The sequence below is a fragment of the Dyadobacter jiangsuensis genome (assembly GCF_003014695.1).
GTDB lineage: Bacteria > Bacteroidota > Bacteroidia > Cytophagales > Spirosomataceae > Dyadobacter > Dyadobacter jiangsuensis.
The window spans coordinates 226,510-241,586 of the sequence record NZ_PYAS01000004.1 but is presented as its reverse complement, the minus strand read 5'-3'; the positions used below and the strand labels follow the sequence as shown (position 1 = coordinate 241,586).

Sequence of the window (15,077 nt, the reverse complement as noted above, 5' to 3'; positions counted from 1 at the left end):
CTCGCGAATACCTTCTGAGAATTCATTGCGGTGAACCGATTGTTTGTACCTTGCACGAAACATCGTCAACTTAGGTATGAACAAAAAAATTAGAAAAGAAGACGCGCTATACTACCATTCCAAGGGTAGGCCAGGAAAAATACAGGTTATCCCCACCAAAGAAACGAGTACCCAACGCGACCTTTCGCTTGCCTATTCGCCCGGCGTGGCAGAGCCCTGTCTGGAAATCGCGGATAATGTAGAAAATGCTTATCAATACACCGCCAAGGGTAATCTGGTAGCCGTTATCAGCAACGGAACCGCCGTACTTGGTTTGGGTGATATCGGCCCGGAAGCTTCCAAACCTGTGATGGAAGGTAAAGGGCTGCTCTTCAAAATATATGCGGATATCGACGTTTTTGACATAGAACTCAACACGAAAGATGTAGACGAGTTTGTCAGAACTGTCAAGATTCTCGAACCTACCTTCGGGGGCGTCAACCTCGAAGACATCAAGGCCCCTGAATGTTTTGATATTGAAGCACGGCTCAAAAAAGAGCTGAATATCCCGGTCATGCACGACGATCAGCACGGAACGGCGATCATCAGTGCCGCGGCTATGCTCAATGCATTGGTACTCGTCGACAAGAAGATCGAAGACATCCGCGTGGTCGTATCGGGTGCGGGCGCCTCCGCGGTATCGTGTACGAAGCTGTACCTCTCGCTGGGCGCCAGTCCGAAGAACATCGCCATGTTCGATACCAAAGGCCACATTCACAACGGCCGGACGGATCTATCGGATATGAAGAAGCAATTCGCGACAGATAAGGCTTATGAATCGCTCGAAGAAGCAATGGTAGGTGCCGACCTGTTCCTCGGACTTTCGACTGCCAATATCGTTTCAAAGGAAATGGTAAAATCCATGGCGAAAGATCCGATCGTGCTCGCGATGGCCAACCCCAATCCCGAAATCCCCTATCCTGATGCCGTAGAAGCGCGCGAGGACGTGATTATGGCTACCGGCCGCTCCGATTATCCCAACCAGGTGAATAACGTGCTCGGTTTCCCGTACATATTCAGGGGTGCGCTCGACGTACGCGCGACGGAAATCAATGAGGAAATGAAGTTGGCAGCGGTGCACGCATTGGCTGATCTGGCCAAAAAGCCGGTTCCTGATATAGTAAACCTTGCCTATAATGAAACTAACATCGTTTTTGGCAAAAATTATATTATTCCAAAACCGGTAGATCCGCGCCTGCTGACGACCGTAGCCCCCGCTGTGGCGAAAGCCGCGATCGAAACCGGCGTGGCACGCAAGGTAATCACCGACTGGGATGCCTACGAACAGGAGCTTTCGAGCCGTCTGGGGCGCAATGAGCAGATTTCCCGCGTGATCCTCAACAAAGCGAAACTCGCTCCCAAAAAGGTGGTTTTTGCGGATGCGGAGAACATCCAGGTATTGCGTGCCGCTCAGCAGGTGCGCGACGAAGGCATCGCGACGCCGATCCTGCTCGGTAACAAGGAAACCATTCAGCATTTGATCCGTGAAAGCAAGCTCGACCTGGCCGATGTATCGATCATCGACCCACGGGCAGCGGAAAGCGAGCCGATGATCGAAAAATATGCCGCGAAACTGTTCGAAAAACGCAAAAGAAAGGGCCTCACCCCTATCGAAGCGCGACGGACCATGTATTTCAAAAGCTATTTCGGCTCGATGATGGTCGAAAACGGCGAGGCGGATGCATTCATTTCCGGTCTGACAAGAACCTACCCCGACACGATCCGCCCGGCATTGCAAGTAATCGGCAAGCAGGAAGGCGTCAACAAAGTGGCCGGTATGTACATTCTGCTCACACCGAAAGGCCCGCTGTTCTTCTCCGACACGACCGTTAACCTCGACCCGACCGTCGATGACATCGTTGAGATCACCGAGCTGACTGCGAAAGCCGTGGAGCGTTTTAATATCCAGCCGCGCATTGCATTGGTGACCTATGCCAACTACGGCAGCGCCAAAGGTGCCGACGCCGAGAAAATGCGTGACGCCACGGCAATCCTGAAAAAACGCAACCCGTCGATGATCGTGGAAGGTGAATTGCAGGCGCACCTTGCATTCAATACCACGTTGTTGAAGGAAAATCACCCGTTTAGCGACCTGGTCGACGGCGGTGCGAATACATTGATCTTCCCGAACCTTTCCGCCAGTAACATCGCTTACAACCTGCTGAAAGAAGCTGCGGAACTAGAAACCATCGGACCGATCCTTCTGGGCCTCAAAAAGCCGGTACACGTGCTGCAATTAGGTAGCTCGGTGCGGGAGATCGTAAACATGGTAGCGATTGCCGTTGTGGAAGCGCAATTGAAAGGGAAATAGACGGCCGACCGCTGACGACCGACCGCCGATTTATTCAAAAATGACCGCCGACCACTGACGGCCGACCTCCGATTGCTTTACTACAAATCGGCGGTCAGCGGTCGGCCGTCGGCGGTCACTTCAACTTCACAAACGAAGGATCGTAAAGCTTCGAATGGATTTGTTTCAACTTAGCCTCAGGAAACTTAATCACCTTGCGATCATAAGTCATTAAACCATTGGTTTCGACTTCCACGTCGGTAGTCTGCGTGTAAACAGCTGCTGAAAGTCCCTTTTTAATCAAAGGTTCAAATCGGTCGATGAACGTCGCATAGCGGTTATAAAGCTCCTCCTGATTTTTAAAGCTCTGATAACCCCAGTTATCTTTCTGTTGCCAAACGTGCTGGTCGACCGGCAAACCTAGTCCGCCAAATTCCCCCAATACAATAATCTGCTTCTGACCGAACAAATCCGGGCGCGGCATCACCGGCGCAGGATAGTTATGCAAATCGATAATATGTCCTACCGGCTCAAAGTTACCGCCGCTGGCGCTGTTTACGAGGCGTGACGGGTCGTATTGCATGGTCCAGTTAGTAATCTCGGCCGTTTTAAACTGTCCCCAAGCCTCGTTGAATGGTACCCAAACCACAATCGACGGGAAGAAACGGTTGGCGTCCATAATCGCCTTCCATTCTGTTTTATAGATATTTTCGGATTCCGGCGTACGCTTTTTGTCGGTTTCGTTGCCGGTGATACCCGGGCGCATTTCCCAGTTATTACCCAGGTCACCGCTCGGCATATCCTGCCACACGAGCATTCCAAGCTCATCACAATAGCGGTACCATCTTGCAGGCTCCACTTTCACGTGCTTGCGGATCATATTGAAGCCCATTTCCTTCGTTTTCAGGATATCGAACTTCAATGCCTCATCGGTAGGCGCCGTGTACAGACCATCGGGCCACCAACCCTGGTCGAGCGGACCGTATTGGAACAAGAACTTGTTGTTCAGCGTCATACGCTGAATGCCGTTCTCATCCACCTGCACACCGATTTTACGCATCGCAGCGTAGCTTTTCACCTCGTCCACCGGCTTTCCGTTGCGGGTAAGCGTCACGGTCAGATTGTAAAGATTCGGTGCATCCGGCGACCAAAGCTTCGCGTCGCTGATAGCCAGCGTAGCCGGCTGGTTAGGCGCTACCTCTTGTTCAGCCACTTTATTCACGCCATCCCACGCAGTGATTTTCACCTTGTCAGTCGCTCCGGCGCTTGCTACCTCCGTATTTACAGTAAGCGTCTGCTTATCGATATCGGCTACCGGCGTAACTTGGGTAATATGGCTGGTAGCAACCGTTTCCAGCCAAACCGTCTGCCAGATACCGGTCACGGGCGTGTACCAGATCCCGTGCGGGTTTTTGATCTGCTTTCCGCGCGGCTGTGGGCCGTCGCTGCTCGGATCCCATACTTTCACGACGATTTCCTGCTGCTTTTTCTTCACAAGCAGGTCGGTAATATCGAAGCTGAACGGGTCATAGCCGCCCTGGTGGCTTCCGGCGGGTTTGCCATTCACAAATACCTCCGCTTTCCAGTCCACCGCTCCGAAATGGATCAGCACGCGCTGGTCCTTCAATTTCGGTGCAAAATCGATTAAGCGCTGGTACCAGAGAATACTATCCTTACCCACTGTTTTGCCCACGCCCGACAATGCGGATTCAACGGCAAACGGGACTAATATCTTACCATCGAAAGTGGAGGGCTTGGTATCGCCGGCGCTTTGGGGAACGATGGCGTAGTTCCAGAGCCCATTGATATTCTGCCAGTTCGGGCGTACCATTTGCGGACGGGGATATTCGGGAAGCGGGTTTGCTGCCACCACTTTTTCCGCCCATGGCGTTACGATCTTGCCTTGCACATACTTCCATTCGGCCGTTTGCTGCGCATGAGCCGGACCATACAGGCTGCCCAGAAGAACTCCCAGGCTAAGCACTACTTTTTTCATCAGTTTTCGGTTTTTTAAATAAATTTTAATCAGAACTACCAAAAGTAGCACCAGAATGTGCTCTACTGCTAAAAAAACGCGCTTTTCGTACATTCAGAGCCTAGCCCACCGATTATCAGTCTGATAGGGATATAGGATTTTAGTTACTAGATTTGAAATCATCACTCAAATTACTATTTCATGAAAAAGCTTTCCCTAACCCTGCTAATTACATTCTCCTGCATTTCCGCATTCGCGCAGGACTATTCCGACAAGATCACACTCGTCATACACGGGGGCGCGGGCACTATCACGCGCGCGAACATGAGCCCCGAGCGCGAGAAGGCCTATCGCGAGGGGCTCGATCTGGCATTGCAGAAAGGTTATGAAGTGCTCAAAAAGGGCGGCACGAGCGTACAGGCCGTCGAAGCTGCTATTCACGTAATGGAGGATTCGCCGCTGTTCAATGCTGGCAAAGGTGCTGTCTTTACCAACGAGGGTAAAAACGAAATGGACGCCGCCATCATGGAGGGGAAAACGCTGAAAGCAGGTGCCGTGGCCGGTGTTACGACCATCAAAAACCCCATTTCGGCGGCCATTGCGGTAATGGACCAGTCGGTGCACGTGATGATGGCCGGCAAGGGGGCCGAGCAATTTGCCAAAGAAAAAGGGCTGCAAATCGTAGACCCGTCGTACTTCTACACCGAAGCCCGGTACAAAGCGTTGGAACGCGCCAAAGCACAGGAGAAAACAGAGCTGGATCATAATGCGAAAGAGGAGAATGGAGGAAAGGGAGGAACGGAGGAAGGAGGAAAGGGAAAGAGCCCCTCCTCCCCTTCCTCCCCTTCCTCCCTTATTTTCACAGAGGGTAAGAAATTCGGAACTGTCGGTTGTGTGGCATTGGATAAATACGGTAACCTGGCGGCAGGAACCTCCACCGGCGGAATGACCAACAAGCGGTACGGGCGTATCGGCGACGCGCCGATTATCGGTGCCGGAACTTACGCCAACAATGCCACTTGCGCGGTTTCGGCAACGGGCCATGGCGAGTATTTCATCCGCTCGGTGGTTGCGCACGATATCTCAGCTTTAATGGAGTACAAAGGACTTTCCCTGGCCGACGCAGCCAACGAAGTGGTGATGAAAAAGCTGGTCGAGAGAGGTGGGGAAGGCGGCGTGATCGCGGTGGACCGGAACGGAAATGTTGCGATGCCTTTCAACAGTGAAGGAATGTACCGCGGTTATATCAAAAGTGACGGCAAACGTGAGATATTGATTTATAAGGACTAGCAGTTTGTTTTAAGGAAGCCATACAAAAACACGCTCTCTGCGCGTTTTGAAACATATATACTATGTAACCTCACGGCTTCTTTTTCCTCTATATGAAATCAGTTTACAGCATTCTCTTACTGATCCTGCTTTCGGTGTATGCGCACGCTACCCACCTGCGAGGCGGGGAGATTATGGCGACTTACATCTCCGGGCAAACCTATAAAATCGCGGTAAGGATGTACCTGGATCCTAATGGCGGCGGTCCGGCAGAATCTATGGGCAGCATCAAGGTATGTATGGGCGATGGCAATGTAATTGATATGCCGCGTGTGGCTATCGATCCGGAAGTTCTGCCCGGAAGCGCGGTTGTTCACAAGTATGAGACCAATTACACGTTCAATAGTTCGGGCATTTATCAGATATCCGTCGCGAATGACGAGCGAAGTCCCAATATCATAAATCTTCCCGACGCGCTCGGAACCACCCAATTCATATGGACGGTTATTGACACTCAGCAACCAAACTCTACTCCCGTATTACCTTATCTGTCTTTCGAAGCAGGTGTAAAACAGGTCTTTTCCATTGATTTAAAACCAACTGTCGCGGATAACGACAGCATTACGGTGCGGGTTGCGCGGCTGAGCAAGCCTTCGCCCGGTACGTGCGGCGTGCGAATGCTCGACCACACCTATTTGTTCCCGAACGAAATCAGCGCTACCGGCACATTTAAAGTGGATGCGGCGCAGAAAAAACTGGTTTGGACAGCTCCCGAAGTGGTAGGCAACTACCTTGTTGCCATGGTTGTCACGGAATGGCGCGGCGGTGTGAAAATCTCTGAAAGCTATCGCGAAGGGATGGTGACCGTGATCGATAAACCGGGAGATACCGTTGAAATTCCGCCTTATGAATCATCCGAGTATGGCGGCGTGATCACCTCTACACCGGTTGTTTCATCTTCGGAGGTTTCGATGGCCGTCCAGGCATACCCCGTACCCACCGAAAATTTCGTAACCGTAAAAGCATACAGCAAACAACGGGCTATCATCCGTTTGCAGTTGATCGATATGAACGGCCGCATTCTGACGGAGATCGCCAGTAAAACACCCGAGATTTCCGTCCAGGAAGTATTTGATATGCGCAACCTTGCACGAGGCATGTACCTGATCCGCGCAAGCAATGCGAAAGACTCGGTGACGCAGAAAGTATTGAGATAATGCCGGCTACTTGTAATGGTGCCCGGCGTGAATGTCGTCCTATGGGATATAGTTGTTTTAGGTGAAATACAATTTCACGTATTACCATAGGTTAATTATTAAATAGAAAAGCGGCAGGTCCTGTGATCTGCCGCTTTCTTCTTAAATGCTTGTTAGAAACACCTATTCATTCCCCATTTCCTCGCCCCTGGGCTCTAACGCAGTGATCTTGTCCTGAAACAGCCTGCTTTTCAGCAGCATTTCCTTGATCATTGCCGCATGGGAAAAAGTAATCATGTGACCCGCGTTGTATAGGAATATGTATTGGGCACGCTTGCTCTTGATATGTTTTTTGGCAAAATCGATGTTCGAAGGATCGGCAATCCAATCGTTGCCGCCCTGAATTACCGTAGTAGGGACGCTGAGCTTTTCCCAAACCGGCAGCAACTTGCGCAGTTCATCGGCATGACTATACTTTTCAGCAGTGGCTGCATTGAATGAAGCAGGCAGAAAAAGCTGCACAAAGCTCAGCCTTCCCCATTTGGAGAACCAGAAGAACCTTTCGGTTTCAGGGTCGATAACCGGCGACACCATGATAAGCTCCTTCACTTGTTCGGAAGCCAACGAGACCAGTCTCGCAGCAATGGGCGCGCCATACGACCGGCCAAGGACTATCACCTTCTGGTCACTTTTATTCAGCGAGAACACCGGGAGCAGCGCGTGAGCCTGTGTTTCGATCGACGTCACATAGCGCCGTTTTTTCAAGCGCGATTTGCCGTAACCTACCCTATCTACCGAAACGATATGAAAATGCTTTTGCAGGTCCTCGTCGTCCATCAGGTTCATATATCCCCATAATGACCCCGGAGCACCATGAATGAGCAGCAGCATCGGAAGCGTATCAGGCCCCATGCTGGCCAGCGAGAGAGAAAGTGTGTCGTTCTTGATGAATATTTCCTTCGGCTTGACCTTCTTATCAGCATAATGCCTCCGCACTTCCTTGGCTGAAATAATGTACCGCGAAAAGCAGGAGCTCAGTGAAACGGATAAGGAAAGGAACAGGATAGCCGAACGAAGTAATTTAAAACTTAACATACGCCGTAAAGAATCTTGCCTTATTTCCTAAATTCACAGGATATTTCAATATACGATTTTATCGGGAGAAAAAACTGATAAATGGCCTTTTTAAAAAAGAAGATGCCACTCTCAAAATTTTTCGGTGCATTTCGTTGTTGGATACTCAAAAGCAATGCCAGCAATGGTTTAACGGTATAGGTTAACCTCTATTTTAATGACAGCCACCCAGCAAGCACTTTTCTTTGAGCGCCTGTCCGCGCAGAACGAAAAATACCGGTATAAGCTGCCTTCAAGGCAGGACGCGGGGAAATTTATCCAAAATCTGATCAATTTTCTCTTCCCGATCAGCAAGGATTGCCCCAGTTGCCCGGCCAAGGATCTGGCTATGAAATATGCTGATTTACGCCACGATCTGGACTGCATGCTGCAACCGCTTCTGCCTCAGCTGGAACGCGATACAGAGGAAATACTGGACGAAGTGTTTGCACAAATCCCCGGTATTTACGAATCGCTTTTGAAGGACGCCCAGTCGATTACGGATAATGATCCGGCTTCGGTGAGCATCGAAGAGGTGATTTCAGTGTATCCCGGTTTTATGGCGATTGCTACCTACCGATTTGCACATTCATTTGCCAAGAGCGGCATTCCGCTGCTCCCGCGCATGCTCACGGAATTCGCCCACAGCCAGACCGGGATCGACATCCACCCGAACGCGACCATCGGCCATTCATTCTTTATCGACCACGGCACAGGGGTGGTGATCGGTGAAACGACGCATATTGGTAATAATGTGAAGCTCTACCAGGGTGTTACACTCGGTGCGACGCACGTTTCGAAGTCGCTCGCATCACACAAGCGGCACCCGACGATCGAGGATAATGTGGTAGTGTATGCCAATGCGACAATCCTGGGGGGAGAAACCGTGATCGGTCACGACTCGATCATCGGCGGAAACGCCTGGCTAACGAAAAGCGTACCTCCATATTCACTGGTTTATCACCAAAGTAAAATAGAGATACGCCAACATTCTTCGCCTTCTGTTACATAATGCTCCGGATGAATCTCCGGATGCCTTCCATATAAACAGGCTCGGCCTGTGGAAATGCGTAACGTGGCTGGGTGGTCATGGTAATGCTGATAAACCCGAAGGTTAGGCACCACCATTCGTAATATGTTTTGGTAACCAGGTCACCCGATTTCGGGCGAAGGCCTGCGATCATTTCCCAAACAGGGTTATCCTTGATGCTCATAGCCTGCGAATAGGCCTTCTTCGAATCGCAATAAGCGCCTTCGAGATTGAACATCACCTGAAAAACCTCCGGATTTTCGACAGCGAAATGCCAGATCGTCTGCGCGACCTCGACGAGCTGCTTCTGCGGGTTGCTGAAATGCCCTTTTATCTTCACAAACTCCGTCTGTAAATAGTCGAAACCTTCCATGCGGATGGCTTCCAGGAGTTTGTCTTTGCTTTCAAAATACTCATAGAGAATAGGCGGGCTGTACTCAATCACATCAGCAATTTTGCGAATTGAAACAGCCGTCCAGCCATCCTCGCGGGCTATATCCTTGGCTGTCTTCACGATGTCTGAGCGTACCTGTATTCTAAGCCGCTCTCTTCGCTCTACTATTCCCATGCTTAAAAATGTCTTTTAGGATTGATTCAGAATGATGTGTTTCAAATATAAGCATATACCCCTTACACTTCAAGACCATGCAAGCGGTGACAACGAAAAAAGTCCTTCGAAATTTCTTTATGTTTTCTACAAATGCCGTCCATTAAATCTGACAGCCGATTCAGAAATTTAATGCTGATAAAATTTTTTTAAGCCATTGGAAAGCTTATATTTCTGAACGTCGCGAGAGCCCATTCCGCTCAATTTTCTCCACTAACCGGTAGTTGGCCTCCTGTGCGCGCAGCTTCCCGCGGGCGTCGTCGGCAATACGCAGGTTATTCTGGTAGAGGTCCAGCCGCACCGATTTCTGGTTGTCATTCACATAGTTCCGCAGCACGGTCCGCATCTGGTTTTTCAGTGTTTCGTCCAGTATCGGGAAGCAAATGTCTATCCGTCGATGCAGGTTCCGGTGTGTCCAGTCGCAGGATGTGACGTAAATCTCATCATTCCCGCGGTTACCGAAATGGAATATCCGCGTGTTTTCGATATACCGGTCGACGTGCCTGCTCACCACAATATTATCACTGATAGAAGGCAGCCCGGAGATCAACCCGCAGCTCTCACTCACGATCACATGCACAGGCACACCCGCCTGACCCGCCTGATAAAGTTTGTCGATCAGGATATGGTCCTGCAACTGGTTGATTTTAATGGTAATGAATGATTTAAGCCCCGCATTGCAATTGGCAATCTCCCGGTCCATCAAATCGAGCAGCCGCTTTTGAAGGTTGAACTGCGTAACCTGTAATGTATTGAATGGAAGGTATTTGTATTTCTTCGGCTCATCCTGCGTGGACAGGTACCCAAAAAGCAGTTCGAGCTCATTGGTTAGCTCGCGATGCGAGGTGAGTAGCGCGTGATCGACGATCTCACGGCTGGTAAGCCGGTAAAAACCGCCGGTCCCCAGGAAGGCATAACGCTCCCAGCCTTTATGCACCTTGCGCTTTACCAATGCCATTTTCGCATGCACCTTCAAACCAGGCACACTTAACAATATCTTCACCCCCGCGTCGCGCATCTTTTTCGACCATTGCAGGTTTTCCTGGATATCCAGTTTGGTATTCAGTTCCACATACGTCGTGACACGCTTCCCGTTTTTGGATGCGCTGATCAACGAGTTGAGGATAAAAGAATTCGGGCTGATCTTATACAACGAAACGTGGATCTCGCGCACATGCGGGTCCACAGCCGCTTCATTGAAAAACCGTACAATCGGCTCGTAGGACTGGTAAGGCAAATGCAGCATTTGGTCGGCCCGTTGAATGACCTCGAAAACCGATTTCGTTTCCTCGAATTCAGGGTTTTGAACCGGACGCTGATACGGGTAGTCGAGCCGCCGGGAGACAACCGGAAATTTGGCCAGATCCTGCATGAACAGATAATCACCACGTTCGTGGAAGTCGTTCATCGGGATCGACACCTTTCCCACCAGGTATTCACGCACATAGAGCGGCATCCCGGATTCATAGAAGTATTGCGATGGCTGCACGAAATTCCGCTTTTCAAGCTGCTTTAAGATGCGCTGGGCGACCTGCATCGGGTACTCGTCCTCGATCGTCAGCTCCGTTTCCCTCTCGACCCTCAATGCATAACTTTCCAGGATATGATAGCCCGGAAAAAGCACCGGCAGGTTCTCGCGGATCACATCTTCCAAAAACGCTACATGGCGCTTCCCCTCCCACTCGGGCAATTCCAGAAAGCGGCCATAAGGCTCGGTGGGCACATTTACGGATGCATACCAATCCTCCTCGGCATCCTCCCGGTGCTGCATCCGCACGATCAGGTATAATTGCTTGGATTCAAAAGCAGGCGTTTTGAGTGTACGGCGGCTGTCGAGAAATACGGGCTGCAAATAGCGAAACAGTTTATCGAGAAAAAAACGCCTCACAAATGCGGCATGTTCGGGCACGAATGCCTCGCGGTAATATAAATGCACGCCCTGTTCATGCAGCGTGGGCAGGATGCCTGAAATCAGAATGTCGTTAAATTCACGAAGTTGGTTTTCAACCGTTTCGTAAACGTGTTCGAGCAGCGACTCCGGGAAAATATTCAGTTTGGAGCGGATGTCGTTGCTGACCTCCCCCATCGCGAGCAGGTTTGGGATGCGTACCCGGTAGAATTCCTTGGTCTGATAAGCGTAGATGCCCAGAAAGCGCAACCGCTCCCTTACCGGTACCGTTTCGTCATTTGCTTCCAGCAGCAACCTGTAATTGTTCGAAAGCCAACTGAGATTGGTATCAAAGTAAGGATAGGCAACGTCGATCATTGAGTGTGGTGTAAAAGATCCAAAATTTGGTACAATATAAATACATTTGGTGGGTAAGGGTATAACTTTGCAATACAAAAAGCACCGTTATCGGCTAAGTTTACGAAGCTATATCCTCATTTAAAATTATCATTAAATCACTATGCGTTATCAATTATTAGGCCGCTCAGGTTTACGGGTATCGGAAGTTTGCCTGGGAGCCATGACGTTCGGAAAAGAATGGGGCTGGGGAGCGGACAAGCATGAAAGCTTCAAGATTTTCGAGGCCTTCGCCAACGCAGGCGGCAATTTCATCGACACAGCGAACCGGTATACAGAAGGCACCTCGGAAAAATATGTGGGCGAATTCATCGAAAGCGACCGCGACCATTGGGTATTGGCCACCAAATTCACCCTGAAAGACCGCAACGACGACCTGAATTTTGCCGGCAACCACCGTAAAAACATGATGCGCTCGGTAACATCGAGCCTCAAACGCCTCAATACCGAGTACATCGACCTCCTGTGGGTGCATATGTGGGACAATACCACGCCTGCCGAAGAAGTAATGCGCGGCCTGGACGACCTGGTAACCCGCGGATTGGTGCATTACATCGGTATTTCCGACACGCCTGCATGGATTGTCTCGCAAGCCAACACCATCGCCGATTTCCGCGGCTGGAATGCATTTGCGGCCATTCAATTCGAATACTCGCTCCTGCAACGCACGCCCGAGCGCGACCTGCTGCCCATGGCAAAAGCACTGGACCTGGCCGTAACTCCCTGGGGAGCGATCGGTGGAGGCGCTTTGACGGGCAAGTACCTGCGCGGCGAATCCGGCCGCGTGCCCGACCACAGCACCCGCAGAAGCGACCACAGCAGCCTGATTGCCCAAACGGTGGTGGACGTTGCCTCAGAACTCGGCGTAACCCCTGCACAAGTTGCGATCAACTGGACCCGCCACCGCGACCAGGTCATGATCCCGATCATCGGCGCTTCCAAGGAAAGCCAACTTGTGGATTCACTCGGCTGCCTCGACTTCCGCCTTCCGGAAGAAGCCCTGCAAAAACTACATGAGGTAAGTAAAATTGAACTGGGCTTCCCGCACGAATTCCTGAAATCCGACGGAGTGAAAGAAGAGGCATTTGGGGGGCTTTATGAAAGTCTCGATAACCATCGCGGTTGAATGATTCGGCGGTCAGCGGTCAGTAGTCGGTGGTCAAGTTTTCCTGACCGCCGACGACCGACCACTGACCGCCGATCACTTTGTTGCCTATTTTCCCCAGCTCTCCGGCGCAACGCGCCATGCGGCGAGGCTTTCCACTTGTTCGCTGCTCACGTAGTCGTGCTCCAACGCCACTTCAATCAATGCGTTGTAATTGCTGATGGTATGCAGCTCAACATTTTTCTCGGCGAAGTTATTGGCTGCCACCTGGAATCCGTAAGTAAAAATCGCTACCATACCAGCCACTTCAATACCGGCTTCCCGGAGTGCGTCAACGGTTTTCAGGGAGCTTCCACCGGTCGAAATCAAGTCTTCTACGATCACCACCGACTGTCCTTTTTCCAGCCTGCCTTCGATCTGGTTGCCCATTCCGTGCTTTTTCGGCTCGGGACGTACGTATGCGAAGGGCAATTCGAGCAAATCGGCTACCAATGCACCTTGCGCGATACCACCTGTCGCAACGCCTACTACTGCCTGGGCATTGGGATATTTCGCACGGATCAGCTCAGCCAGCGCCTTTTTGATGAAGGTGCGGGTATCAGGGTACGACAATGCCACGCGGTTGTCGCAATAAATCGGCGAAAACCAGCCTGAACTCCATTGGAACGGCTTTGCGGGACTGAGTTTAATGGCCTGCGCTTCCAAAAGCAGCTCGGCGATTCGTTTGGTAATATCCAGATCGTTCGACATTATTAATCTTCGGATTCTTCCTGTTTTTTATGGTTGGTTACTAAAAGCTTATCTATGCGGCTGCGGTCCATATCAATGACCTCAAATTCAAAATGCCTCCAATTGAACTTCTCGCCGGTTTGGGGAATGTTTTCCAGGACGTGCAGTACAAAACCACCGAGCGTATTAAAGCCTACCAGCTCCCGGCGCTCGCTTTCCTGTATGTTGATATTGAAATACTGAATAAAATCGTCGAAAGGTAACTGCGCATCGATGAGGTAACTACCATCCTCGCGCTTCACGATTTCGGAGGCCTCCTCGATATCCTCGGAGATATCCCCTACCAATGCGTCCATGATATCGTGCATGGTCACCACACCGAGCGTACCTCCGTATTCGTCCACGATAATGCCATAATACACCCGCTGCTCTTTGAATTTTTCGAGCGCCTGGTAAGCACGGTTACTTTCCGGCAGATAAACCGGATCACGCATAATGGCTGTCAAATGCGCCATTTGTATTTCCAGGTCAGTAGCAATCAGATCTTTGACATACACCAGTCCCACGACGTCGTCGACATTACCGCGGCAAACCGGGTAAATAGAATGCCGCGAGTCTAGAATCTTGGCTTTATTCTCCTCCACAGTGTCTTCCAGGTCGAGCCAGACGATTTCCTGCCGGTTGGTCATCAATGAGGTCACCTTACGGTCGCCGAGCTGGAACACATTATGCACGATTTCCTGCTCGATCTCTTCAAAAACGCCCCCGGAAGTACCTTCCTGGATCAGGCTTTTGATCTCCTCCTCGGTTACTGCATTCTCGCTTTGTTTGATATTCAAAACCCGGATAATCAAATCACTTGAAAAACCCAGCAATGCAATAAACGGGGCCGTTACTTTCGAAAGCAGGTTCATCGGAGTGGCCATTACCTTTGAAATGGCTTCCGGATTCGACATTCCGATGCGTTTGGGAACGAGCTCGCCCAGCACAAGCGACAAATAGGTAATCACCACCAGGACCGTACCCACCGCGAGCGAATGCGCGTAAGGCATCAGCGTTGGGACGCGGGAAATGATTTGCTCAAAATCGGCAGTAATATTGTCTCCACTGTACATACCGGTCAGCAAACCGATAAGCGTAATGCCGATCTGAACGGTGGAAAGAAATTTGGTAGGTGAATTCGCGAGGTTTAATGCTGCTTTCGCGCTCGAATCGCCATTCTTGGCTGCTGCTTCCAGGCGCGATTTTCGGGAGGAAACCAGTGCTATCTCTGACATGGAAAAAAGGCCATTGAGCAGCACCAGAAGTAGAATTATAAGGAGTTCCAAGAACTGTTTAGTTGTTACAAATACAAATTTATCAATAATAATCTCTGCCTAAACTAAACTCTTTACTTAATTTTGCGATCCATTCACGTAC

Annotated in this window: 11 protein-coding genes; 5 read left to right on the top strand and 6 right to left on the bottom strand. The window is 50.5% G+C overall.

Annotated elements, in window-relative coordinates; all coding sequences use genetic code 11:
- Positions 1-76 precede the first annotated feature (76 nt).
- A complete protein-coding gene (locus CLV60_RS09500; RefSeq protein WP_106595148.1) occupies positions 77-2,350 on the top strand; it encodes an NADP-dependent malic enzyme in 2,274 nt (757 codons plus the stop codon).
- Between the two features lie 115 nt (positions 2,351-2,465).
- Here the strand turns inward: CLV60_RS09500 and CLV60_RS09495 are convergent, their stop codons facing one another.
- Complete coding sequence (locus tag CLV60_RS09495; RefSeq protein ID WP_106595441.1) at positions 2,466-4,325, bottom strand: glycoside hydrolase family 2 protein; 1,860 nt, start codon at positions 4,323-4,325, stop codon at positions 2,466-2,468.
- Positions 4,326-4,505: 180 nt separating this feature from the next.
- On the opposite strand from CLV60_RS09495, the gene CLV60_RS09490 reads away from it, so the two are divergent.
- Positions 4,506-5,594, top strand: coding sequence for an isoaspartyl peptidase/L-asparaginase family protein (locus CLV60_RS09490; RefSeq protein WP_106595147.1), 1,089 nt, complete (start codon positions 4,506-4,508; stop codon positions 5,592-5,594).
- A 92-nt stretch (positions 5,595-5,686) separates the two neighbouring features.
- Entirely contained in the window at positions 5,687-6,790 is a 1,104-nt protein-coding gene (locus CLV60_RS09485; RefSeq protein ID WP_106595146.1) for a T9SS type A sorting domain-containing protein, read from the top strand.
- Positions 6,791-6,952: 162 nt separating this feature from the next.
- On the opposite strand, the gene CLV60_RS09480 is transcribed toward CLV60_RS09485, so the two are convergent.
- On the bottom strand, positions 6,953-7,864 hold the full coding sequence (locus CLV60_RS09480) for an alpha/beta fold hydrolase (RefSeq protein WP_106595145.1): 912 nt from the start codon (positions 7,862-7,864) through the stop codon (positions 6,953-6,955).
- Between the two features lie 196 nt (positions 7,865-8,060).
- Between CLV60_RS09480 and epsC the strand changes: the two genes are divergently transcribed.
- Positions 8,061-8,894, top strand: coding sequence for a serine O-acetyltransferase EpsC (gene epsC, locus CLV60_RS09475; RefSeq protein ID WP_106595144.1), 834 nt, complete (start codon positions 8,061-8,063; stop codon positions 8,892-8,894).
- Here the strand turns inward: epsC and CLV60_RS09470 are convergent.
- Both CLV60_RS09470 and ppk1 read right to left on the bottom strand, forming a co-directional pair.
- Positions 8,887-9,480 carry a TetR/AcrR family transcriptional regulator gene (locus tag CLV60_RS09470; protein WP_106595143.1) on the bottom strand — a complete coding sequence of 198 codons (594 nt, stop codon included), beginning with the start codon at positions 9,478-9,480 and terminating at the stop codon, positions 8,887-8,889. The two genes, epsC and CLV60_RS09470, sit on opposite strands and share 8 nt — an antisense overlap.
- Before the next feature lie 205 nt (positions 9,481-9,685).
- Entirely contained in the window at positions 9,686-11,785 is a 2,100-nt protein-coding gene (gene ppk1 / locus CLV60_RS09465; RefSeq protein ID WP_106595142.1) for a polyphosphate kinase 1, read from the bottom strand.
- 142 nt (positions 11,786-11,927) lie between these two features.
- Here ppk1 and CLV60_RS09460 point away from each other — a divergent pair, with 142 nt between their 5' ends.
- On the top strand, positions 11,928-12,950 hold the full coding sequence (locus tag CLV60_RS09460) for an aldo/keto reductase (RefSeq protein WP_106595141.1): 1,023 nt from the start codon (positions 11,928-11,930) through the stop codon (positions 12,948-12,950).
- 87 nt (positions 12,951-13,037) lie between these two features.
- On the opposite strand, the gene pyrE is transcribed toward CLV60_RS09460, so the two are convergent.
- The gene (gene pyrE / locus CLV60_RS09455; protein ID WP_106595140.1) at positions 13,038-13,679 is read right to left on the bottom strand and encodes an orotate phosphoribosyltransferase; all 642 of its coding nucleotides are present in this window, start codon (positions 13,677-13,679) and stop codon (positions 13,038-13,040) included.
- A gap of 2 nt (positions 13,680-13,681) precedes the next feature.
- A complete protein-coding gene (locus CLV60_RS09450; RefSeq protein ID WP_106595139.1) occupies positions 13,682-14,986 on the bottom strand; it encodes a hemolysin family protein in 1,305 nt (434 codons plus the stop codon).
- Positions 14,987-15,077 lie beyond the last annotated feature (91 nt).